The sequence below is a fragment of the Halorubrum persicum genome (assembly GCF_002727125.1).
Taxonomy (GTDB): Archaea; Halobacteriota; Halobacteria; order Halobacteriales; family Haloferacaceae; genus Halorubrum; species Halorubrum persicum.
Map to the genome: position 1 here is coordinate 39740 of NZ_NHOA01000104.1, position 21735 is coordinate 61474.

Annotated in this window: 24 protein-coding genes; 11 read left to right on the plus strand and 13 right to left on the minus strand. The window is 68.9% G+C overall.

What is annotated here, in order from left to right; all coding sequences use genetic code 11:
• Window positions 1–64 precede the first annotated feature (64 nt).
• On the plus strand, window positions 65–2011 hold the full coding sequence (locus tag DJ69_RS11905; RefSeq protein ID WP_099255807.1) for an ABC transporter ATP-binding protein: 1947 nt from the start codon (window positions 65–67) through the stop codon (window positions 2009–2011).
• A gap of 30 nt (window positions 2012–2041) precedes the next feature.
• Here the strand turns inward: DJ69_RS11905 and DJ69_RS11910 are convergent, their stop codons facing one another.
• Window positions 2042–2383, minus strand: coding sequence for a DUF5789 family protein (locus DJ69_RS11910; RefSeq protein ID WP_099255808.1), 342 nt, complete (start codon window positions 2381–2383; stop codon window positions 2042–2044).
• A 156-nt stretch (window positions 2384–2539) separates the two neighbouring features.
• Here DJ69_RS11910 and DJ69_RS11915 point away from each other — a divergent pair, with 156 nt between their 5' ends.
• Window positions 2540–3355 carry a creatininase family protein gene (locus DJ69_RS11915; protein WP_099255809.1) on the plus strand — a complete coding sequence of 272 codons (816 nt, stop codon included), beginning with the start codon at window positions 2540–2542 and terminating at the stop codon, window positions 3353–3355.
• 11 nt (window positions 3356–3366) lie between these two features.
• Here the strand turns inward: DJ69_RS11915 and DJ69_RS11920 are convergent, their stop codons facing one another.
• The 3 genes from DJ69_RS11920 to DJ69_RS11930 form a co-directional block, all read right to left on the minus strand.
• Window positions 3367–3786, minus strand: a complete 420-nt coding sequence (locus tag DJ69_RS11920) for a DUF5790 family protein (protein WP_099255810.1) — start codon at window positions 3784–3786, stop codon at window positions 3367–3369.
• A 139-nt stretch (window positions 3787–3925) separates the two neighbouring features.
• Complete coding sequence (locus DJ69_RS11925; RefSeq protein WP_218962317.1) at window positions 3926–4099, minus strand: hypothetical protein; 174 nt, start codon at window positions 4097–4099, stop codon at window positions 3926–3928.
• A gap of 116 nt (window positions 4100–4215) precedes the next feature.
• On the minus strand, window positions 4216–5022 hold the full coding sequence (locus DJ69_RS11930; protein WP_099255812.1) for an aldo/keto reductase: 807 nt from the start codon (window positions 5020–5022) through the stop codon (window positions 4216–4218).
• Window positions 5023–5222: 200 nt separating this feature from the next.
• On the opposite strand from DJ69_RS11930, the gene DJ69_RS11935 reads away from it, so the two are divergent.
• Together DJ69_RS11935 and DJ69_RS11940 are read left to right on the plus strand one after the other, a co-directional pair.
• A complete protein-coding gene (locus DJ69_RS11935) occupies window positions 5223–6914 on the plus strand; it encodes a methyl-accepting chemotaxis protein (RefSeq protein ID WP_099255813.1) in 1692 nt (563 codons plus the stop codon).
• Between the two features lies 1 nt (window position 6915).
• Window positions 6916–7689 (plus strand): bacteriorhodopsin, encoded by a 774-nt coding sequence (locus DJ69_RS11940; RefSeq protein ID WP_099255814.1) that lies wholly within the window; start codon window positions 6916–6918, stop codon window positions 7687–7689.
• Between the two features lie 59 nt (window positions 7690–7748).
• Here the strand turns inward: DJ69_RS11940 and ahbB are convergent, their stop codons facing one another.
• Both ahbB and DJ69_RS18445 read right to left on the minus strand, forming a co-directional pair.
• Window positions 7749–8807 carry a siroheme decarboxylase subunit beta gene (gene ahbB, locus DJ69_RS11945; protein WP_099255815.1) on the minus strand — a complete coding sequence of 353 codons (1059 nt, stop codon included), beginning with the start codon at window positions 8805–8807 and terminating at the stop codon, window positions 7749–7751.
• A gap of 169 nt (window positions 8808–8976) precedes the next feature.
• A complete protein-coding gene (locus DJ69_RS18445) occupies window positions 8977–9135 on the minus strand; it encodes a DUF7317 family protein (protein WP_180271807.1) in 159 nt (52 codons plus the stop codon).
• A 332-nt stretch (window positions 9136–9467) separates the two neighbouring features.
• Between DJ69_RS18445 and DJ69_RS11950 the strand changes: the two genes are divergently transcribed.
• The gene (locus DJ69_RS11950) at window positions 9468–10565 is read left to right on the plus strand and encodes an anthranilate phosphoribosyltransferase (RefSeq protein WP_099255816.1); all 1098 of its coding nucleotides are present in this window, start codon (window positions 9468–9470) and stop codon (window positions 10563–10565) included.
• Between the two features lie 186 nt (window positions 10566–10751).
• Entirely contained in the window at window positions 10752–10901 is a 150-nt protein-coding gene (locus tag DJ69_RS19280; protein ID WP_444681981.1) for a DUF7563 family protein, read from the plus strand.
• A 78-nt stretch (window positions 10902–10979) separates the two neighbouring features.
• On the opposite strand, the gene DJ69_RS11955 is transcribed toward DJ69_RS19280, so the two are convergent.
• From DJ69_RS11955 to DJ69_RS11965, 3 genes are all read right to left on the minus strand, one after another.
• Window positions 10980–11813: an NAD+ synthase gene (locus DJ69_RS11955; protein WP_099255817.1), complete on the minus strand. Its 834-nt coding sequence runs from the start codon at window positions 11811–11813 to the stop codon at window positions 10980–10982.
• Window positions 11814–11926: 113 nt separating this feature from the next.
• Complete coding sequence (locus DJ69_RS11960; protein WP_099255818.1) at window positions 11927–12517, minus strand: NUDIX hydrolase; 591 nt, start codon at window positions 12515–12517, stop codon at window positions 11927–11929.
• The gene (locus DJ69_RS11965) at window positions 12514–12897 is read right to left on the minus strand and encodes a hypothetical protein (RefSeq protein WP_099255819.1); all 384 of its coding nucleotides are present in this window, start codon (window positions 12895–12897) and stop codon (window positions 12514–12516) included. Before DJ69_RS11965 ends, DJ69_RS11960 begins: the two co-directional genes overlap by 4 nt.
• Before the next feature lie 111 nt (window positions 12898–13008).
• On the opposite strand from DJ69_RS11965, the gene DJ69_RS11970 reads away from it, so the two are divergent.
• The 4 genes from DJ69_RS11970 (at window position 13009) to DJ69_RS11985 (ending at window position 16585) form a co-directional block, all read left to right on the plus strand.
• The gene (locus DJ69_RS11970; RefSeq protein WP_099255820.1) at window positions 13009–13965 is read left to right on the plus strand and encodes a DUF5787 family protein; all 957 of its coding nucleotides are present in this window, start codon (window positions 13009–13011) and stop codon (window positions 13963–13965) included.
• A gap of 57 nt (window positions 13966–14022) precedes the next feature.
• Window positions 14023–14430 carry a CBS domain-containing protein gene (locus DJ69_RS11975; RefSeq protein ID WP_099255821.1) on the plus strand — a complete coding sequence of 136 codons (408 nt, stop codon included), beginning with the start codon at window positions 14023–14025 and terminating at the stop codon, window positions 14428–14430.
• Window positions 14431–14520: 90 nt separating this feature from the next.
• Window positions 14521–15897: an LLM class flavin-dependent oxidoreductase gene (locus tag DJ69_RS11980; RefSeq protein WP_099255822.1), complete on the plus strand. Its 1377-nt coding sequence runs from the start codon at window positions 14521–14523 to the stop codon at window positions 15895–15897.
• Between the two features lie 313 nt (window positions 15898–16210).
• Window positions 16211–16585, plus strand: a complete 375-nt coding sequence (locus tag DJ69_RS11985; RefSeq protein WP_099255823.1) for a tautomerase family protein — start codon at window positions 16211–16213, stop codon at window positions 16583–16585.
• A 50-nt stretch (window positions 16586–16635) separates the two neighbouring features.
• On the opposite strand, the gene DJ69_RS11990 is transcribed toward DJ69_RS11985, so the two are convergent.
• Entirely contained in the window at window positions 16636–17109 is a 474-nt protein-coding gene (locus tag DJ69_RS11990; RefSeq protein WP_099255824.1) for a deoxyuridine 5'-triphosphate nucleotidohydrolase, read from the minus strand.
• A 266-nt stretch (window positions 17110–17375) separates the two neighbouring features.
• Between DJ69_RS11990 and DJ69_RS11995 the strand changes: the two genes are divergently transcribed.
• Window positions 17376–19361 carry an aconitate hydratase gene (locus tag DJ69_RS11995; protein WP_099255825.1) on the plus strand — a complete coding sequence of 662 codons (1986 nt, stop codon included), beginning with the start codon at window positions 17376–17378 and terminating at the stop codon, window positions 19359–19361.
• A 228-nt stretch (window positions 19362–19589) separates the two neighbouring features.
• Here DJ69_RS11995 and DJ69_RS12000 read toward each other — a convergent pair whose 3' ends face one another.
• The 3 genes from DJ69_RS12000 to DJ69_RS12010 form a co-directional block, all read right to left on the minus strand.
• Entirely contained in the window at window positions 19590–20243 is a 654-nt protein-coding gene (locus DJ69_RS12000) for a 30S ribosomal protein S7 (protein ID WP_099255826.1), read from the minus strand.
• Window positions 20240–20668: a 30S ribosomal protein S12 gene (locus DJ69_RS12005; RefSeq protein WP_004048726.1), complete on the minus strand. Its 429-nt coding sequence runs from the start codon at window positions 20666–20668 to the stop codon at window positions 20240–20242. Before DJ69_RS12005 ends, DJ69_RS12000 begins: the two co-directional genes overlap by 4 nt.
• Window positions 20669–20885: 217 nt before the next feature.
• Window positions 20886–21695: a hypothetical protein gene (locus DJ69_RS12010; protein ID WP_099255827.1), complete on the minus strand. Its 810-nt coding sequence runs from the start codon at window positions 21693–21695 to the stop codon at window positions 20886–20888.
• Between the last annotated feature and the right edge of the window lie 40 nt (window positions 21696–21735).

Here is a 21735-nt window from a genome sequence, read left to right on the forward strand (position 1 = left end):
TTTCCGCCGATGTATCTCGCTTCGAAGGAAACGTATTTGCGGCGCGATACGATAGGAAACGGTAATGAGTAGTGCCGAGTGGGAGGAAGACGACCCCTTCGAGGAACAGCGGGACAAGATCGAGAACCCGATGAAACGGCTGTTCCTCGCGTACGGTCGCGACTACCTCCCGCAGGTGACCGTCGGCATCTTCGCCAGCGTCTTCGCGCGACTCCTCGACCTCCTTCCGCCGCTGATGCTCGGGATCGCCATCGACGCCGTGTTCTACGAGGACGCCGTCTTCAGCGAGCAGATCCCGCTCGTCGTCCTCCCGGACGTGTGGCTCCCGACCGGACAGGAGGCGCAGTTCTGGTTCACCATCGCCGTCATCGGCGGCGCGTTCGGGACCGGGGCCGCGTTCCACTGGGTCCGCAACTGGGGGTTCAACGCCTTCGCGCAGAACATCCAGCACGACGTTCGGACCGACACCTACGACAAGATGCAGCGGCTCAACATGGAGTTCTTCTCCGACAAGCAGACGGGGGAGATGATGTCGATCCTCTCGAACGACGTGAACCGCCTCGAACGGTTCTTAAACGACGGGATGAACTCGCTGTTCCGCCTCTCCGTGATGGTCGTCGGCATCGGCGTCCTCCTCTTCTGGATCAACTGGCAGCTCGCGCTGGTCGCGCTCCTCCCGGTCCCCATCATCGGCGGGTTCACCTACCTGTTCATCAGGATCATTCAGCCGAAGTACGCCGAGGTGCGCTCGTCGGTCGGGACGATGAACTCCCGGCTCGAGAACAACCTCGGCGGCATCCAGGTGATCAAGTCGTCGAACACGGAGCCGTACGAGTCCGACCGCGTCGACGACGTGTCGATGGACTACTTCGACGCCAACTGGGACGCGATCACGACCCGGATCAAGTTCTTCCCCGCGCTCCGCGTGCTCGCCGGCATCGGCTTCGTGCTCACGTTCGTGATCGGCGGTCTCTGGGTGTTTCAGGAGACGCCGCCGGGGCCGTTCACCGGCGACCTCTCGGTCGGGATGTTCGTCGTGTTCATCCTCTACACCCAGCGGTTCATCTGGCCGATGGCGCAGTTCGGGCAGATCATCAACATGTACCAGCGCGCCCGCGCCTCGTCCGCGCGGATCTTCGGGCTGATGGACGAGCCGTCGCGGCTCGCCGAGGACCCGGACGCCGAGGACCTGACCGTCGACGACGGCGACGTGGTCTACGACGGCGTCAGCTTCGGGTACGACGACGAGACCATCGTCTCCGACATCGACTTCGCGGTCGACGGCGGCGACACGCTCGCGCTCGTGGGGCCGACCGGCGCCGGGAAGTCCACCGTGCTCAAGCTGCTGCTCCGGATGTACGACGTCGACGAGGGCTCCATTCGGATCGACGGGCAGGACGTGCGCGACGTGACGCTCAAGTCGCTCCGTCGGTCGATCGGGTACGTCGGGCAGTCGTCGTACCTGTTCTACGGGACCGTCCGCGAGAACATCACGTACGGCACCTTCGAGGCGAGCGACGAGGAGGTCCGCGAGGCCGCGAAGGCGGCCGAGGCCCACGAGTTCATCGAGAACCTCCCGGACGGCTACGACACGATGGTCGGCGAACGCGGCGTGAAGCTCTCCGGCGGTCAGCGCCAGCGCGTCACCATCGCGCGAGCCGTCCTGAAGGACCCCGACGTCCTCATCCTCGACGAGGCGACCTCGGACGTGGACACCGAGACTGAGATGCTGATCCAGCGATCGCTCGACCGGCTCACGGCCGACCGAACCACGTTCGCCATCGCGCACCGGCTCTCGACGATCAAGGACGCCGACACCATCCTCGTGTTGGAGGGCGGTGAGATCGTCGAGCGCGGCAGCCACGACGAGCTGTTGGACAACGACGGGCTGTACGCGCACCTCTGGGGGGTGCAGGCCGGCGAGATCGACGAGCTCCCCCAGGAGTTCATCGACCGCGCGCAGGAGCGCACCGCGCGTCTGGTCGAGGACGCCGAGAGCGACGACGACTGAGGTCGCGGCTCCTCACCCGCCCACCGATTCTCACTCCGACAGCCGGCTCCAGTCGCCGGCGCGATCGATCTCGGGATCGTCGCGCTCGTCGCGCTCCGCCGGGTCGCCGTGATATCCGATCACCGCCTCGTCGTCGAGCCCACTGAGGATCGCGTCTCGGACCTCCCACGGCTCGGCGAACGTCGTCGCGTCGCACGACTGGAGCGCCGCCTCCAGCCGCCGCTCGCCCGCCGCGGTCGCCAGCTCGAACCCCCCGTACTGCTCGATCAGTTCACCGGTCGTCACCGGGTACCGGTGTTCGCGGAGCGCTCGTTTCAACGGCCCGAACGTCACCCCGTACGCCCGCGCTTGGTCTTCGTTGTCGTTGCTCATGGTTCGTCCATCATCCCCCGTCGGATTAATTCTCCCGCCCGAACGCGCCACACCGTGGTCGACCGAGCCGTTGGGCCCGCCTCACGGCCCGACGCGGACCGTCGCCTGTACGGCGCGGACCGTCGCCTATACGGCGCGTCCCGTCGAGGGGACGGTATGCGACTCGCTGACGCCACATGGACCGACGTGCGCGACGCCGACGTCGACGTCGCGTTCGTCCCCGTCGGCAGCACCGAACAGCACGGCCCTCACGCGCCGCTCGGCACCGACACGCTCGACGCGGTCGCGGTCGCGGAGGCTGGCGCGGCGGCCTACGAGTCGGCGGGAGCCGCATCGGCGGCAGTCGGATCGACAGCAGACAGAGCGGCGGCGGCCGAATCGCCGACCGAGGGCAAGCGAGAGCGCGGCGACGCCGTCGTCACCCCGGCGATCCCCGTCGGCGTCGCCGAGGAGCACCGCGCGTTCGACGGGACGATGTGGGTCTCTCCGGACACGTTCCGAGCCTACGTCCGCGAGGCGGCCGAGTCGCTCCCGGGCCACGGCGTCAACCGGGTGGTGTTCGTCAACGGACACGGCGGCAACGTGGAGGCGCTCGCGGAGGTCGCCCGCCGGTTCTCGCGCGACGACGCCCACGCGGGATACGCCGTGTCCTTCACCTGGTTCGAGGCGGTCGGCGAGCACGCGAGCGACATGGGACACGCCGGTCCCTTAGAGACCGCCCTGTTGCGCGCGACGCACCCGGAACTCGTCCGCGAGGACCGGGTCGGGGCCGCCCGCGAGGGGGCGACCGACCGCTGGGGCGAGTGGGTTTCGGGGGTGAACCTCGCGCACGACGCCGACGAGTTCACCGACAACGGGGTGGTGGGCGACCCCGCCGCGGGCGACGCCGAGCGCGGCGAGGCCCTTCTCGACCTCGCGAGCGACGCGCTCGGGGAGCTGGCGGCCGCCGTCGTCGATCGAGAGCCCCGGTAACTGCGCGGTCGCTACTCTTCGTCCTCCTCGCCTTCACCCGTCGTCGCCGCGTCCTGCAGCGCGCCGCGGATGGCGGGGACGGTGCCGGTGAGCGATCCCACCTCCTCGGCGGCGGCCTCGATGTCGCCGACGAGCGACTCCAGCTCCTCGATTTCCGCCTTCAGATCCTCGGCGTCCTCGAAGGCGTCGGCGCGCTCGCCCAGCACGTACGCCTTCTTCGCCGAGCGGACGCTGTCGACCGCGTCGCCGACGTCAAGCGACGACTTCAGCCCGTTGAGGACGCCGAGCACGTTGTCCGCGTCCGTCTCCCACACCGCGTCGGCGCCGGGGAGCTCCGCGCGGGCGGCCTGCAGGTGCTCTCGGACCTCGGCACGGGTTTCCTCAGCGGCCTCGCCGAACAGATCGTCGTCGTCGAACGTGGACTGGCTCATACCCGACTCGTCGTGCCGACGCCCTTTAAAAACGTGCCCGAAAGCGAAAGTGAAACCCGACCCGAGGCGGCGGCTGCGGTCCGGTTCGGTGCGAGCGGCCGTTCAGTTCCACTCGGGCCGGGGCCGGAGTCGCGCCCGATCACAGCCGGAGGACGAGTTCCAGCGCGAACAGCCCGACCAGCAGGCCGAGCACGCCGGCCAGCAGCGCCAGCGTCCGGAGCCACCGCCACACTCGCTCGGTCCTCGGCGTCGCGGCCAGCAACCCGGGCCCTCCGGAGGGAGCGCTTTTGGGGTCGCCGTCGGTCACGGTCAAGCGAACGTCGGGACACCACGTAAAGCCGACTATGAGGGCCGTATAGCGACTCATACGCGGACATAGCGATATATATCGCCGAGTCGGCGCCGGCTCACCCCGGCCTCGCAACGAGGTTACACCTGATTCCACGGCGCCTCCTCGAAGTCGACGATCCGCTCCTCGCGGTCGATCGCGTCGATCCGAGCGATCTCGCCGTCGGTCAGTTCGACTTCGCGGGCCGCCCAGTTGGCCTCGACGTGATCGGCGTTCGCGGCCTTCGGGATCGGAGCCACGCGGTCCTTCGAGAGCAGCCACGCGAGACTCACCTGCGCCGGGCTCGCGCCGTGAGCGGCCGCGATCTCTTGGAGGACGCCCACGTCGGCGACGCGGTTGCGCGCGATCGGCGAGTAGGCGACGAGCCAGTGGCCGTGCTCGGCCGCTCGCTCCCGCAACGTCTCCTGGCGGAGCAGCGGGTGACACTCGACCTGATGCGCGAACACGTCGTGTTCGAGCCGGTCTATCGCCTCGTCGAGCTGTTCGGGCCGGAAGTTCGAGAGCCCGATCCGGTCGACGACCCCCTCGTCGACGAGGTCGTCGAGCGCGGGCAGCGTCTCCTCGGGATCGTAGGTGTTGATCGGCCAGTGGACGTACAGCAGATCGATCGAGTCGACGCCGAGCCGGTCGCGGCTCACCCGCGCGGTCGCGGTCGCATCGTCGTACGAGAGGTTGTCCGTCGAGAGCTTCGTCGCGACGAACAGATCGTCGCGGTCGATGTCGGTGTCGTCGATTCCCGCTGACACCGACGCCTCGTTGTCGTACCCCTGCGCCGTGTCGATGTGGCGGTACCCCGTCTCGATCGCGTGGGCGACGCCGGAAACGCACTCCTCGCCGTCGGCCAGCTTGTACGTCCCGTACCCGAGCCTGTCGAAGGCGTTCCCCATGTTCTCTCACTCGGTCGCCGCCGGCCTCAACGTACCGGTCGCGGGCGCGATACCGTCTCGCAGGAGGAGTGTCCGGGTTCCCGGTGAGGCGCGCTCCCCGATTCCTCGCCACCGACAGACACGGCCGCGGGCTTCGTTATCATGCATAATATTCGGGTAGCAGTTATTATGCCGATACGATCCCTGCAATCCAGTACACTATGCAAGAGGGATCGTCCTCCGGCATCCGGTCGAGTTACGGCGCGAAGCTCGCGCTGTCGCTGATCGGGGTCATGGGGGTCTCAGTTTCATACGGCGTCATCGTGTACCTCCGTGCGGAGGAGGCCGGGGCCGCGGGCACAGAGGTGCGCTCCGGGCTCATCGGAATGACGCTGTTGACGGTGATCGGGCTCGCGCTCATCGGCGTCACCGTCGGATCGAACACGGTCATCTCCCTGCGGCAGCTCACGGCCAAGGCCGAGCGGATGGCCGAGGGGGACCTCGACGTGCGGCTGGAGACGGGGCGAACCGACGAGATTGGGCGGCTGTTCCGGGCGTTCGACGCCATGCGAACGTCGCTTCGGTCCGAGATCGACGACGCCGAGGAGGCCCGTGAGGAGGCCGAACGGGCCCGGTGCGAAGCGACCGAACGCGCCGAGACGGTCGAGCGCAAGGCGACCGAGTACGAGTCGGCGATGCGCTCGCTCGCCGACGGCGACCTGACCCAGCGCGTCGACCCCGACAGCGACAACGAGGCGATGGCTCGGGTCGGCGCCGCGTTCAACGAGATGGCCGACGAGCTGGAGGGGACGGTCGCGTCCGTCGCGACCGTCGCCGAGGACACCGCCGACGTGGCCGGCACCGTCGACGACCGCACGGAGAACCTGCGGACGACGACCGGGACCGTGAGCGAGGCGGTCGAGGAGATCGCCGAGGGCGCGCGCACCCAGCGCGACGACCTGCAGGCGGCGACCGACGAGGCCGAGAACCTCGCGTCGTCGGCCGAGGAGGTCGCGTCCACCGTCACCGACGTGGCGGAGTCGGCCGAACACGCCGCGGCGGTCGGCGAGGAGGGTCGCGAGGCCGCCGAGGAGGCGCTCGCGGAGATGGACGCGGTCGAGGAGACGACCGCCGAGACGACCGCGGAGGTCGAGGCGCTCGCCGCGGAGGTCGAGGAGATCGGCGAGGTGGTCGACACCATCTCGGAGATCGCCGAGCAGACGAACCTCCTCGCGCTGAACGCCTCCATCGAGGCGGCCCGCTCCGGCGCCGACGGCGCCGGCTTCGCGGTCGTCGCCGAGGAAGTGAAGGCGCTGGCGGAGGAGACGCAGGAGTCCGCGAGCGAGATCGAAGCCCGGATCCACTCCGTCCAGGAGCGCGCGGAGACGGGCGCCGACGCGATGGCGCGGACCGAACAGCGGATCTCCGCCGGCGTCGACACTGTCGAGACGACTATCGACGCGCTCGAGCGCCTCGCGGAGGCCTCCGAGCGGACCGACACGAGCATGACCGAGATCACCCGAGCGACCGAGACGCAGGCCGAATCCGTCGACGCGGTGGTCGGCCACGTCGAGGACGTCTCCGCGATCAGCGCACAGACCGCGAGCGCGGCCGGCGACGTGACCGGCGCGGTCGACGAACAGGAACGGACCCTCGGCGCGGTCGAAAACGCGGCGGGGTCGCTTTCGGACCGCGCGATCGCGCTGCGCGACGCGGTCGACGACTTCGAGTTCGCGGCGGGCGCCGGCCTCGATGCCGCCGCGGGCGTCGACGGTGACGCCGGCACCGCCACCACCGCGGTCTCCGACGGGGGGACCGACGGCGGGGCCGCGGACGGCTCCTTCGACTTCCCGCACGAGGACGGGTCTGACGACCGTCCCGATGGAGGAGCGAACGGTGAGGGGGTGAACTGAGATGCTCGTCGACACCGCCGTCTGGGCGTGGATCGGCGTGCTCGCGATGGGGGCCGGCACGATTCCCCCGCTGTGGGCGTGGTTCTCGCGGTCCTCGGAGAGCGACGAGTCGCACGCCGTCTACTACGCCACCCTCGCCGGGGTCACCGGCATCGCGGCGCTCGCGTACCTCCTGATGGCGCTCGATCTCGGCACGCTGTCGACGGCTGCCGGGGAGATCGACCTCGTCCGGTACGTCGACTGGCTGCTGACGACGCCGCTCCTCCTCCTCTACCTCGGGCTGCTCGCTCGCCCGTCGCGCACCGTGCTCGCCGGGCTGATCGGGGTCGACGTGGTGATCATCGCCGGCGGTATCGTCGCCAGCGCCACCACCGGCACGCTCTCGTGGGCCGCCTTCGGCGTCGCCGGGGTCGCGTATCTCGGGCTCGTCTACGGACTGCTCGTCTCGCTCCCGCGGTCGGCCTCGGCCGAGGGTGACCGCGTGCGCGCCGTCTTCGGCACGCTCCGGAACATCACGGTGGTGCTGTGGACGCTGTACCCGGTCGTGTGGCTGCTCGCCCCCACCGGGCTGGGCCTGATGACGCCGGCGACGGAGATGCTCGTGTTCGTGTATCTCGACATCGTCTCGAAGGTCGGCTTCGTCGTCGTCGCGGTCGCGGGCGCCGACGCGCTCGACCGGATCACCGCCGACCGCGGGCTCGGCGTCGGCTCCGACAGCGTCCACGTCGACGCCGGCACCGACGACGAACGCACGACCGTGCTCGGCGACGACTGAGCCGGCTTTCTTCTCTCTCCGCTTTTCGCCGCTCCGGTTTTTGCCGCTCCGCTTTTCCGCTACTCCTCGTCCGCGACCAGGTCCTCGTACCGCGCCCCGGTCTGTTTCAGCGTCTCCGTCGAGTAGAGCCGCTCGTGCGAAAACGGGAGGTGGTCGGCCGCCAGTTCGTCGATCTTCGCGTCGACCGCCTCGGCCTCGCGGCCGTGTATCATGGTGAACAGGTTGTACTCCCAGCCCTGCTCGGTCCGGCGCGGCCGGTGGTAACACAGCGTGACGTACGGGAGGCTCCCGACCGCTTCCCCGCGATCGTCGAGCTCGTCGTCCGGCACGTCCCAGACGACCATGCAGTTGTTCGTGAACCCGGTGACGACGTGGTTGACGATACAGCCGATCCGCTTGATACAGCCGTCCGCGAGCAGGCGATCGACCGCCGCGAGCACGTCGTCGATCGGGGCGTCGATCTCGGCCGCCACGTCGGCGTACGGGGTCGCCGACAGCGGGAACCCGTCTTGGATCGCCAGGAGGAGGTCGGCGTCGAGCGGGGCGAGGTCGCCGCGGGCGTTCTCGGAGATGCGCGTGGCGGAGACCGCGGTTTCTTCGAGCGATTCTCGTGCAAATCGATCGCCGTTCACCACCGGGAACTCCAGGTCGATGTAGTAGTCCGTGAGCATCGGCAGGTTCAGGACCTCGCAGCCGGTTCGCTCCTCGATCTCGGCGAGGATCGCGTCCCGGGTCTCCCGCGAGCCCGCGGTGACGACGAACCACTGGTTCCACTCGTGGTCGCGGCGGTAGTTGTGGTTCACCTGTCGATACCCGTTGATCACCTCGGCGACCTCGTCGAAGCGGTCCTCCGGCGCGCGCACCGCGGCGAGCGTCGAGGAGCCGATGACCGGGGGGTTGAGCACGGCGCCGAACCGTCGGAACACGCCGCGCTCCCGGAGACCGCGGACGCGATCGAGGACCTCGTCGGCGTCGAGGGCGACGCCCGTCTCGGCCGCGATCTCGCTGGCAACTCGCTCGAAGGGGCGCGGCTCGACGGGGAAGCCGCTCTGGTACTCGTCGATGAGGGCCGCGTCGACCGCGTCGATGTCGGCCCGCCAGTCGGCGTCCAGACTCATTACGTCGAATTGGGGTCGCGCCTACGTACGGGTTTCGGAGGCGGTTCGGTGTGGTGGGGCGGTCCGCGGGCTCGGTGTGGCGGGATGGTCCGAGCCGACTCGGCCGAGCCGAACCGTCGGAGCCGATCGGTCGTCAGCGGGGGCCGGGGGCCGGTCGCCGGCAGGGGTGTCAGTCGTCAGCGGCGGCCGCACCAGGCGTCGGTGCGAACGCCCGGGCGCTCTCCTCGAGCTGTTCCGTCGAGCAGCCGCCGACGGTCGCGGCCTGTTCGAGAGTCAGTGTGCGGGAGCGATACAGTGTGAGTGCGGTGGCCACGGATTTGGACGTCATCGGGAACAACTGTTCACTAGATGGACGTACATATAACTCTAGCGCCTTTCAGAGGTTATAATGGAACCTTTTGCTGACAAAACTGTTCTTATCTACCCTTCTCTGCTTAGAAACCCAACGATCGTCTCCTTATTGTGTGTGGTGGTGTACCACGGACTCGGTGCGAGCCGGCCGACTCACCGCACCTCGCCGCTCGCGCGCACCGGAAGCGGGGCGGGGGCTCGGTCCTCGGGCGGTTCACTCTCCGCCCCGGCTGACGCGTCGATCCTTCCCCTTCCCAGCGTTCGGGAGGGGAGCGGGGGACTTTTCGTTCGAGGTCCCCAACGACGCGTATGGCTCAGGCGACCCAGGAGTTCGGCGACTGGCCCCTCAAACGGCTGATGACCGAGGTCTGCGGCTCCGGCCACAAATCGGCCGACGACCTCACGCGCGCGCAGGCGACCGAGGCGTTCGAGCGCATCCTCGCGGACGAGCCCGACCCGACGACGCTCGGGGCGTTCTGGCTCGCGAACCGCTGGAAGCGGAACACGCCCGAGGAGCTGGGCGCGTACGTCGACGTGATGTGCGATCGCGTCGAGTACGCCGAACCCGACGCCGACCCCGTCGACTGCGGAGCGAACTACGACGGGAAGGGGCGCTCGGCGATCCTCGGCGTCGCGGCGGGCGTCGTCGCGGCCGCCGCGGGCACCCCGGTCGTCGTCCACTCCGGCGACCGAGTCCCCACGCAGAAACAGGACGCGTACAAGCACGTCCTCGACGAGCTCGGCGTCCACACCGAGCTGACGCCCTCCGACTCGGCCGACATGGTCGACGAGACGGGCTTCGGCTTCTACTACCAGCCGGCGTTCAACCCCGCCATCGACGACCTGTTCGACCGGCGCGACCAGATGGGCGTCCGGACGTTCGTCAACACGATCGAGACGCTGGCGAACCCGGCCGGGGCGTCGGTCCACCTCGGCTCCTTCTACCACCTCGCGTTCGCGAAGAAGGTCGTCGACACGTTCGTGGAAAGCGAGTTCCACGACCTCGACCGCGTCCTGATGTTCCAAGGGATGGAGGGGTACGACGACGTGCGCCCCGGCTACACCAAGGTCGCCGAGTGGGACGCGGGCGGCTCCGACGCCGACGAGGCCGGCAGCGACGGCGCGTCCTTCGACGACTTCGAGATCGAGACCGCGGAGTACGGGATGGACCTCGAAGAGGAGGACCTCGCGGTCGACGACGTCGCGGCCGAATCCGCCGCGATCACCGAGGCGGTGCTCACCGGCGAGCGCGACGGCGCCTTCGCCGACGCGGTCGCGGTCAACGCCGCGCTCCGGATCTACGCCCGCGAGGACGCCGACTCGATCGAGGAGGGCCTCGACGCCGCCCGCGCGGTCATCGACGACGGATCCGCGCACGACGTGCTCGAAGCGCTCCGCGACTTCTGACCGCGGCCGACGCCCGGCCCCGTCGGCGTTCGTTCGCTGGGCGGTCGCTTTCGCTGCCTCTTAATCTTTTCACGCCCCGGATCGGCGGATCTGGGTCGAATTTGGGAGAGAATTCGGAAAGCCGTCTTGAGGGCGGAGCACCAAGTGAGTGTGTACCGAACATGACCCACGATACCGCATCCCACCATGCCGACGTGTGAGCACTGTGACGCGCACGTCTCCGAACGATTCGCCCGGGTGTTCTCGGACGCTCGCGGCCGGATACACGCGTGTCCGAACTGCTCGGCGAACGCCGGAATCGCGGAGGTCGCGAAAGAACGTGCGCAAAACGTCTGAGTCCTGCTAACCGTCCCTTTTCGGCCCGCCCCGTCTCTCCGCTGCTTCGGCTTTCCGGGGTCCCCGCTCGGACGACGCCTAGCGCTCGGGCGCGGGCGGCATCGCGCGCTTGTGGGCGCTGCGCTCGTAGAGCTCGACCACGCGGTCGACCGCCTCCTCCGGCACGTCGAGTTCGCGGACCGTCGCCGCGCGCGAGAGCCCGCCGTCGACGTGGACCGCCAGAATCGCGTCGACGGTGTCGTAGTCGAGCCCCATCTCCTCGGCGTCGGTCTGGCCCTCCCACATCCCCGCGGTCGGCTCCTGCATCACCAGATCGCGGGGGACGCCGACGTGCGCGGCCAGCTGGCGCACCTGCTGTTTGTAGAGGTTCCCGATGGGGTTACAGTCGACCGCCTGGTCGCCGTACTTCGTGAAGTAGCCCGTCATCGCCTCCGCGCGGTTCCCCGTGCCCAACACCACCCTGTTCTCGGCGTTGGCGACGAAGTAGTTCAACACCGCCCGAGTCCGGACGTAGACGTTCCCCGCCGCCATGCGGTCGTCGGCGGCCTCGGGGAACGCGTTGAAGACGGACTCCGCGATCGGCTGGATCTCGACGATGTCGTACTCGACCCCGAGCTCGTGGGCGACGCGCTCGGCGTCGCTCATCACGTCGGGGTCGTTCACTTCGGCGGGCATCGTGATCCCGTGTAACCCGTCCTCGCCGAGCGCCTCGACGGCGAGGTAGGCGACCAGCGTCGAGTCGATCCCGCCGGAGAGCCCCAGCACGGCGCCTTCTGCGCCCGCATCGTCGACGAGATCGGCGATGAAGGCGACGATGCGCTCGCGGGCGTTCTCCAACTCTGCGTCGGAGAGGCGGAGGTCGAGCGGAGGGTCGTCCGACAGCAACACCGACTGGTCCGAGGTCCGGCTCATGGGTTACGTCTGGTGCCGAGGCGACTAATACCTCCCCGTCGGCGCGGGGAACTGGACGCGCGTCGGGTTCCACGGATAGTAACCCTCCGATCGGCGCGTTCTTCGGCGGTGAACTACAGGAGTCCTTCCTGCTCGGCCAACAGCAACCCCTCGAGCGTCGCGTCGTTCGTCGGCGGCTCCCGCGCGACCGCCAGCGCCTCGTCGATCGGGACCGTCCGCGGAACGAGGAACTCGTTGCTGTCGTGGTCGACGTCGACCGGCTCCAACCCCTCCGCGAACACGTAGCCGCGCGTGTGACGCAACACGCCCGTCGAACACCACACCTCTTGGAGCAGGGAGGTCGACGACGGCGCGAAGCTGGTCTCCTCGGCGAGTTCACGCGCGGCGGCGGCGGTGTACGACTCGCCGGCCTCGACGATGCCCGCGGGCAGCTCCAGCTGGGTGTTCCGCACGGTCGGCCGGTACTGCTCGACGAACAGCACGCGGTCGTCGGCGACGGCGATCACGACCGTCGCGGGCGACAGCTCGGCCCAGTAGTACTTCTTCTCCGTCCCGTCCGGCTGCTCGACGCGGTCGTATCCGCCGACGAACCACCCCTCGTCGTACTCGACGACGACCTCCCGGACCGGCCACTCCGGCTCGCCGGGCAGCGAGTGACGCCGACCGTCGTCGAAGGCCGAGAGACCGCTGAGATCGTCGCTCACGGCTGTCCCACCTCCACGTAGTAGGCCTGCCCGTCGCGTCGGACGCGGACCCCGTCGTCGACCGCCGCCTCGGGCACCTGTTGGGTAAGCGCGTCCACCTCGTCGAACGGGGTGTGGGTGAACCACTCTTTCACTCCGTACGGGCCGGTCTGGTACCCCGCGGAGCGCCCGTCCGCGCTCGCGATCGCGCTCGTGAGATACGGATACCGACGGTCGGAGACGTTGTTCACGTCGGCCGCGGTCTCGTTCGTCTCGATCGGTTCGGCGGTGAGGTAGTAGGGGTCGCCGCTCCCGAGGTAGCTCGGGAGCGCCCCCAACGCGAGCAGGGCGACGGCGATTACGGCGATGGCGATGAGGAGGTTCCGGGTGACCCGGCGCATGGTCGCCGTTGGCGCCGGCGGGGAATACCGGTTTCGCCCGCGGCGCCCTCGCCCCGGCACTCGCCCCCTCGGCGCCGACGCGCTTTACTCGCCCGCGCCCCTGTCTCCCCCATGGAGTTCCGGTTCGAGCTGGCGCTGTGTGCCGCGCTCGAATCACCGGACCGCGTCGTCGCCCGCCAGTTCGGGGCCGGGATCGAGAACCCCGGCGGCCGGATCGTCGACGTCTGCGTGCTGACGCCCGGACCGGGGTTCGACCGGCGCGCGGCGATCACGCCCGACCGGATCCCGGAGCCCGCGATCGAGGCGCCGGTCGGTCCCGGTGAGGCGGTTCCCATCCAGCGGGCGTTCGATCTCCCGCCCGACCGCGCCGAGGCGGTCGCCGAGCGCGCGGCCGCGGTCGGCTACCTCGAACGCGAGCGCCGCGACGGGCGACCCGTCGTGCGCGCCACCGCTCGGTACCCCGACGACTGGGTCGGCTCGCTGACCGCGATCGAGAACAAGCCGGACCTCGGTTCCCCCGGCGATCTGACGGCCCAGCTGCGGTACGACGCCGCGCTCGGACTGTTCGACGAGGTCGTGCTCGCGACCGCCTCCTACGTCACGCGCGCGCACCTCAACCGGATCCCGGAGTCGGTCGGCGTCTGGCGGTTCGACCCGGACACCGGCGAGCGCGAGGTCGTCCGAGAGCCGACCCCTCTCGACCCCGACGCGTCCGGCGTCGAGATCCGGGAGGAGCGCGCGCTCCGGACCGACGTGACGCTCGTCGACCCCGCCGCGAAGGCGCGGAAGCGCCGCCGTCTCGCCGAGCGCGCGTACGGGAAGGGGTGGCGTCCGGAGCCGCCCGCTTGCGCGCACGCGACGACGACCGCCGACGGGCGACCGCGCTGCGAGCGGTTCGACCGCGTCGTCGATCCGGGACGCGACTGCGGCGCGGCCTGCGACGTCCGCGAGCCCGCGGATCCGCCGCGCACAGACGAGGACCGTCTCCGCGACGAGCGGACCGCGTGGGTGGCCGACCCCGCGGGCGACGGTCCCCGCCGCCAGTCCGGGCTCTCGCGGTTCCTGTGAGCGCCGTCGCCGGTCTGCGTGGCAACGCTTTATACGCCGACGACGGAACGTGTGCACATGGACGACATCGAAGACGTGTTCGTCGCGCGATTGATGACGAGCGAACTCCACACGGTGACGCCGGGCACGCTGGTCGAGGACGCCGCGGCCGTGCTGCTCGACAACGACATCAGTTCGGCGCTGGTCGTCGACGAGGCGGGCGTCCTCGTCGGCATCCTCACCACGACCGACTTCGTCGACATCGTGGCGAAGAGCCAGCCGAAGGCCGAGACGACGGTCGAGCGGTACATGACCCGAGAGCCGATCACGGCGAGCGCCCAGGACTCCGTCTCGGCGGTGGCCGCGACGATGGTCGAACACGGGATCCACCACGTGCCGGTCGTCGAGGGCGACGAACCGATCGGGATCATCACCACCTCCGACTTCGCCGCGTACGTCTCCTCGCCGGAGGCGCCGTCGCCGTAAGGGGCCGCCGTCGTCGCACCGCGCTCGCAACCCCCGACAAGTGCCGCCCCTTTCTGGGGGGTCATACGCGCGGATCGCGTACCGCGATCCATGCCCGATCACCTGCATCTCAACCTCTTTACCATGGCTTCGGTCGAGCACGTCTCGCCCGGGTCGTGGACCTATCCCGGCGACCGGTCGCCGGAGTACACCGACCGGGAGTATTGGACCGAGGTGGCGCGCACCGCCGAGCGCGGCGGCTTCGACGCGGTATTCTTCGCCGACGTGCGCGGGATCTACGACGTGTACGGCGGCGACCGCGAGACGGCCGTCGAGAAGGCGGTCCAGACGCCCGCGAGCGACCCGCAGCTCATCGTCCCCGCGATGGCGGAGGTCACCGACGACCTCGGCTTCGCCGTGACGCGCTCGACGACGTACACACACCCCTACCAGCTCGCGCGGGAGTTCTCCACGCTCGACCACCTCACCGACGGACGCGTCGCGCTCAACGTCGTCACCTCGTACCTCCAGTCGGCCGCCGAGAACCTCGGGTTCTCGGAGCGGATGGACAAGGAGACGCGCTACGACCGCGCCGACGAGTTCCTCGACGTCTGTTACCAGCTCTGGGAGGAGTCGTGGGACGACGACGCCGTCGAGATCGACCGCGACTCCGGACGGTACACCGACCCCGAGAAGGTCTCGGCGATCGACCACGAGGGCGAGCACTTCTCCGTGCCCGGTCCGCACGGCTCCGAGCCGTCGCCGCAGCGCACGCCCGTGATCTATCAGGCGGGGTCGTCGGACCGCGGGCGGGCGTTCGCGGCCGCGAACGCGGAGGGCGTCTTCGCCAGCCAGCCCACCGAGGAGGGGATCCGCGAGTACATGGCCGACGTGAAGTCGCGCGCGGCGGACCGCGGGCGGGATCCCGAGAGCCTCCGCTTCTTCATCGGCGTCGTCCCGGTCGTCGGCGAGACGGAGGCGGCCGCCGAGGCGAAGTACGAGGCGTACACGCGTCACGTCGACGTCGAGGCGACGCTCGCGCTCCTCTCCGGCTTCCTCGACATGGACCTGTCGGCGCTCGATCCCGACCAGAAGGTGGAACACATCGAGACCGACGCGATACAGGGGACGATGAACGCGTTCACGAAGGCCCAGCCGGACCGCGAGTGGACCGTCCGCGAGGTCGCCGAGTTCTGCGGGCTCGGAACCACCTCGCCGACGATCGTCGGCACCCCGGAACAGATCGCCGACGAGTTGGAGCACTGGCACGAGGAGGTCGGCGTCCACGGCTTCAACGTGAAGGAGGTCGTTCGCCCCGACTCGTTGACCGACTTCGTCGACCTGGTCGTGCCCGAACTGCAGGAGCGCGGGCTCGTCCCCGATCCGGACGACGCGGGAGACGCGCCGCGCGGCGACGGCACCCTCCGCGAGCGGCTCCTCGGGACGGGACAGTCGCGGCTCCGAGACGACCACCCGGCGAAGCAGTGACCGGGAGCGGCGTCCGTGCGGCGTCGCGGCTCTCCCGTCGGCGCCGGAGACGACAACTCTGCCGCCCCCGGCACGCTTAAGTGGATTCCCCTGCTTCTCTCTGGTGACGCTTCGCTTGGAGGGCCGAAGCGTCAGCGGGGACCTACTGAACGGCACGCCTGTGCCACCTTTTCCCGGCACGGGCGTGCCGTTCGTTCCTTTGATCACCCGAGAGCGGCCGATCTCTCCCGATCGTGCGCCTCGAGTACCGCGGTTTCGGTCGCTTCATACCCATCGCCGACACACCCAAGCGGCTCGGCGTCGACCGCCGGGTATGCCGCTCTTACAGTTCTCGACGACCCTGTCGCTCTCGCCGCCCGAGCGCGAGTCGTTCGCCGCGTTCGTCACCGACCGGTACGTCGAGGAGATGGAGACGACCGCCGGACACGTCGCGGTGACGATCGATGAACTGGACCCTTCGGCGATGGCGCTGGGTCGCGCCGTCGACGGGCCACTGTTGTTCCTCGACGCCGAGATCCGAGCGGGCCGCCCGTTCGAGTACAAGCGCGCGTTCGCGCTCGCGGTCATGGAACGCGCGGTCGCCGAGCTCGGCGTGCCGGAGCCGAACGCGAAGGTCGTGTTCACCGAGCACGCGGGGAAAGACATGATGGGGGTCGACCGGGTGGGCGGCGACTGGGCGGTCGAGTGACTCTCCCGAGACCGTGACCCCGGCGGCGCCCGCCGCGCTCTCTGCCCCCGTTAGAGTCCTTCGCCCTGATACGCCCCGTCGTAACTCCCCTCGTGGTCGGCGGCTGCAAGCACCAGCTGGGCGATCCGCGCGCCCGGCTCGATCGCGATCGCGTGCCCCACGTCGAGGCGCCCCTCGCCGACGCCCTCGTAGCCCGCGTCCCAGACCGCCGTATCGAGGGTACAGGAGTTGCGCAGCAGCGTCGACCGCGGGAGCACGAACCCGATCCGCTCGTCGGGGATCCGCACCGGCTCGCCGTACCGGACCACGTACGTCCCAGCCTCCAGCCGGTACGCGCCGCCTTCCGGTTCGAGCGCTTCGCGCTCGCCGACCCGCTTCCCGTCGCGGCGGATCGCGCCCGGCTCCGCCTGCTCGAAGACGGCGCCGACCGTCAGGTCGACCCCGTTCGGCTGTCGTTGCCCGTCGTCGAGGTCGGCGCCGCCCGCTTCGAGGGCCGCCGCGACCGTCGCTCCCGAGTCAAACATGTCCCATCGGATCCGCGGGCGAGACTAAACGGTGTCGTCCGCGATCAGGCCGCCGATCGGGGCAAGCGCGGGATCGCCCAATACGGCCGATTTCGGCAGATATAGGCCTTTATTAGCCTTATACACTCGTTACGCCTATTCTTTCCATGGGGAATGATATCACTCACACAATCTCGCAATAATTGCTCGATCTACCGATCTAACACGGTCGATCTTGCAAAAAACTCGCGGGTTTTATATCCACGGGAGAGCCAACTTCGGATGATATGGGAAAGACAATTACGGAGAAGATCCTCGATGACCATCTCGTCGAGGGCGAGCTGACGCCCGGCGAGGAGATCGGCATCGAGATCGACCAGGTGCTGACGCAGGACACCACGGGGACGATGGTGTGGCTCCAGTTCGAGGCGCTCGATCTGGACGAGGTCCAGACGGAGCTCGCCGCGCAGTACTGTGACCACCAGACGTACCAGTTCGACTTCAAGAACACCGACGACCACCGCTTCCTCCGCTCCGCGGCCGGCACGTACGGCGCGTACTTCTCGCGCCCCGGCAACGGGATCTGCCACCAGGTCCACAAGGAGAACTTCGCGGCGCCCGGCAAGACGCTGCTCGGCTCCGACTCGCACACGCCGACCCCCGGCGGGCTCGGCCAGCTCGCGATCGGCGCCGGCGGCCTCGACATCGCCGTCGCGATGGGGGGCGGCCCCTACTACGTCGAGATGCCGGAAGTCGTCAACGTTCACCTCGAGGGCGAGCTCCCCGAGTGGGCGACCGCCAAGGACATCGCGCTCCACCTGCTCGGCGAGCTGACGGTCAAGGGCGGCGTGGGCAAGATCTTCGAGTACACCGGCCCCGGCGCCGAGAACCTCACGATCCCCGAGCGGACCACGATCACGAACCTCGGCACCGAGCTCGGCGCCACCTCCTCGATCTTCGCGACCGACGAGAAGACCAAGGACTGGCTCGCGCGCCAGGACCGCGAGGAAGAGTACGTCGACCTCCAGCCCGACGAGGACGCGGAGTACGCGGAGACGATCGAGGTCGACCTGAACGATCTCGAGCCGCTCGTGGCCGCGCCGTCGATGCCCGACAACGTCGCCCCCGTCAGCGAGTACGAGGGCACCGACGTCGAGCAGGTCATCGTCGGCTCCTGTACCAACGGCGCCTACGAGGACATCCTTCCCAGCGCGAAGATGCTGAAGGGTCGCGAGGTCGCCAAGCAGACCGAGATGATCGTCGCGCCCGGCTCCAAGCAGGCCTCCGAGATGCTGGCCCGTGAGGGATGGACTGCGGAGATGATGGCGGCCGGCGTCAACTTCTCTGAGGCGACGTGTGGCGCGTGTATCGGGATCGGCCACGTGCCCGCCTCCGACTCCGTCTCGCTGCGTACCTTCAACCGCAACTTCGAGGGTCGCTCCGGCATCGAAGACGACTCCGTCTTCCTCTGCTCGCCGGAGGTCGCCACCGCGGCGGCCATCACCGGCGAAATCGTCGACCCGCGCGACCTCGCCGACGACCTCGGCGACCTCGAGGCGCCCGGCCTGGAGATGGGGACGAAGTACGGCCCCGGCATGGGAGAGGACGACTCCGACATCATCTCGCCCGACGAGGCCATCGACGACGGGCTCGTCAAGGGCCCGAACATCGGCGACGTGCCGCTCAAAGACGGGATCGACGTGGACGGCGGCGAGGCCCTCCTCAAGATGGAGGACAACATCACCACCGACCACATCATCCCGGCGACCGCGGACATCCTGAAGTTCCGCTCCAACATCGAGAAGCTCTCCGAGTTCACGCTCTCGCGCGTCGACGACACGTTCGCGCAGCGCTCCCTCGACGCCGACGGCGGCGTCCTCGTGGCCGGCGAGAACTACGGGCAGGGCTCCTCGCGTGAGCACGCGGCCCTCTGTCCGATGTACCTCGGCATCGAGGCCGTCTTCGCGCAGAGCTTCGCCCGCATCCACAAGGCGAACCTGTTCAACTTCGGTATCGTCCCGCTCGCGATCGACGCGGAGACGTACGAGAAGATCGACCAGGGCGACGACATCGAAATCGTCGACGACGTGCCCGCGGGCGTCGCCTCCGGCCAGGAGGAGTTCACCGTGAGCGTCAACGGCGAGTGGGAGTTCACGGCCGACCTCGACGCCTCCGAGCGCGAGCGCGACATCCTCGGGGCCGGCGGCAAGCTCTCGTGGGTCAAACAGCAGCACGCTGACGGCGACTCCGGCGCAGCGCCGGCCGACGACTGAGCGCGCTGTCCCGCGGTCGACGCGCCGTTTCGGCATCTGCGTTCTCCATTTTTTGCGCGCCTACACCTTCAGCAGCGGCTACGCGGATTGTGGACGTGGTCGACCTTCTCGGTCGACGGTCGCGATCGTCTCCGTGAGTGACGCTGCACGGCGCCGTCGCTCTGCGGGTCGGAGTGAAGCGGGGGAACCGCGAAAACGCGTCCCGTCGGTCCCAACGCGGAACCGGCGTTAGCGGGCCGCGGCGGCGACGCGTTCGCGCTCCTCCTTCTGCGAGATGGAGTAGGAGCGTTCGGGGTCGTAGTCCGCGGCCGTGATGAGCTCGTTGGCGAGCGCCTCGGCGGCGGCGGTCGTCGACTTGTACGTCGCGTTAGCGACGCCGTCGGAGATGAACAACAGCGCCTGATCGACGCGGCGCTGCGGCGCGACGTCGACCGCCTTCGGGACGGAGATCCCGCCGTACTTCAGGCGGACGGTCTCCTCGCGGGGCGCGGCGCTCTCGACGGCCGTCACGAGGATCTGGACCGGGTTCTCCTCGGTCCGCTCGTGGATGATGTCGAAGGCGTCGCGGACGATCCGCGTCGCCTGCTGTTTCTTGCCCGTGTTCTCGTCGGTCTGCATCAGGCGGTTGATCAGCCGCTCGACCAGGGAGATCTCGGACTTCTTGAACTGCTTGGACGCGTGGCGGCCCATCGTGTGCGCGATGGGCGTCACGGTCATGTAGCGCTTCGTCGAGGGGTCCTCGTAGGCGATCTCGGTGACGTCCCAGACGCCGAACAGCTGGGCGTTCTCGTTGGCGGCCTCGCTGGACGCGGGCGCGTCCGGATCCGGCTCGTCGGCGGCGACGTCCGCGTCGGACGGCGCCTCGGTCTCCTCCCCGCTCATCTGACGGGCTTCTCCGCGTTTCCGCGAACCAGTTCGATCATGGAGACGCCGTTGACCTTCTCGACTTTGTAGTTGACGCCGGAGAGGTCGCCCATCGCGCGACCCTTCGCCCCACCGATCCCGGCGATCGTGACCTCGTCGTGCTCGTCGATGAACGAGATGGCGCCGTCACCGGGACAGAACGCGGTGACCTGCTTCCCGTTCTTGATGAGCTGAACGCGGACACACTTTCGGATCGCCGAGTTCGGCTGCTTTGCCTCGATCCCGACCTTCTCCAGCACGATCCCGCGGGCCTGCGGGGCGCCCTCGAGGGGGTCGGACTTCTTCTTGAGCCCGCGCTCTCGCCGAGCGTACTCGGAGTCGGACCAGCGGCGCTTCTGCCGGTCCTGTTTGAGCTTACGGGCCGCGTATTTGCCGTTCGCCATCGTACATCCACTTCCAAACGGAGCTACTTAAGCGTCGTCTTTCGACCCGGAGAAACGCCCTCAGATCGCTCGAACGGTACCTCTCGTCCGTTCTGAGGGTGTTTTCCGGAACGAGTCGGTCGAAAACGACGGGTGCTCTCGCCGGCTTACCGGCTCAAAAGTTGCGAGCGCCCGTCGTTTCGCCCGGACGGTATCGATTCGAGATCGCGCCCGCGAGTCAGGCGCTCGTGGCCTCGCGCGCCTCCTCGACCCAATCGGGCTCCGACACCGTCGCGCCGAGGTCGCGGTAGTCGATGTCGACGTCGACGGTCGCCTCCTGTCCGTCGTGCTCGCCGGCCCACGACTGCTCGAGCCGCGGCACCACGCCCGACTCGTACACGTGGACGCTCGCCGACGCCGTCTCGATCGTCCCGGGAATGTTCCGCTCGCCGTCGAACGAGTCGGCGGTGAACCGGGCCGTCGGCTCCCCGCGCACCTCGCCCTCGCCGTCGCTCGTCGGGTTCCACAGGTTCAACCCCTCGTACTCCGCCTCGCCGCCCGCGGTCTCGCCTTCGACGCGGATCCCTGTCACGACCTCCATACGCATCACTTCTCCGAGGTCGTCTGCCGACCGGTCGACCGGCTGCCGACCGTACCGCGTCTCGTCGCCGGTCTGCTGGCGGACCAGCACCTCGTCGTCGGCGACGTACAGCTCCGACATGTCGGTCTCTTCGGTCTCCGTCAGCTCTTGGCGCACGTACTGGCGCCCGTTCTCGAGGTCGTACGCGGACTCGTACTCCTGCGAGGGGAGCCACGGGCTCGGCTCCGCGTCGCCATCGTGGGCCGTCTCCGCGACCGAGAACAGCGTGGCACCCCCGGCATCGACGAGCGCTTGGACGTGGGTTTCCGAGAGAGTCATCACGTCGAGGCCGTCTTCGTCTCGCCAGTCGGCGTCGGGGAACGGGCGGTCGGATCCCCCGCCGAGACAACCGGTGATTCCGACGGCGACTCCGGTCCCGACCCCGGCGAGGAAGCGTCTCCGGTCCATGCCGCGACAAACGACCGCGTCGGCAAAAGGGGCGGGGTTC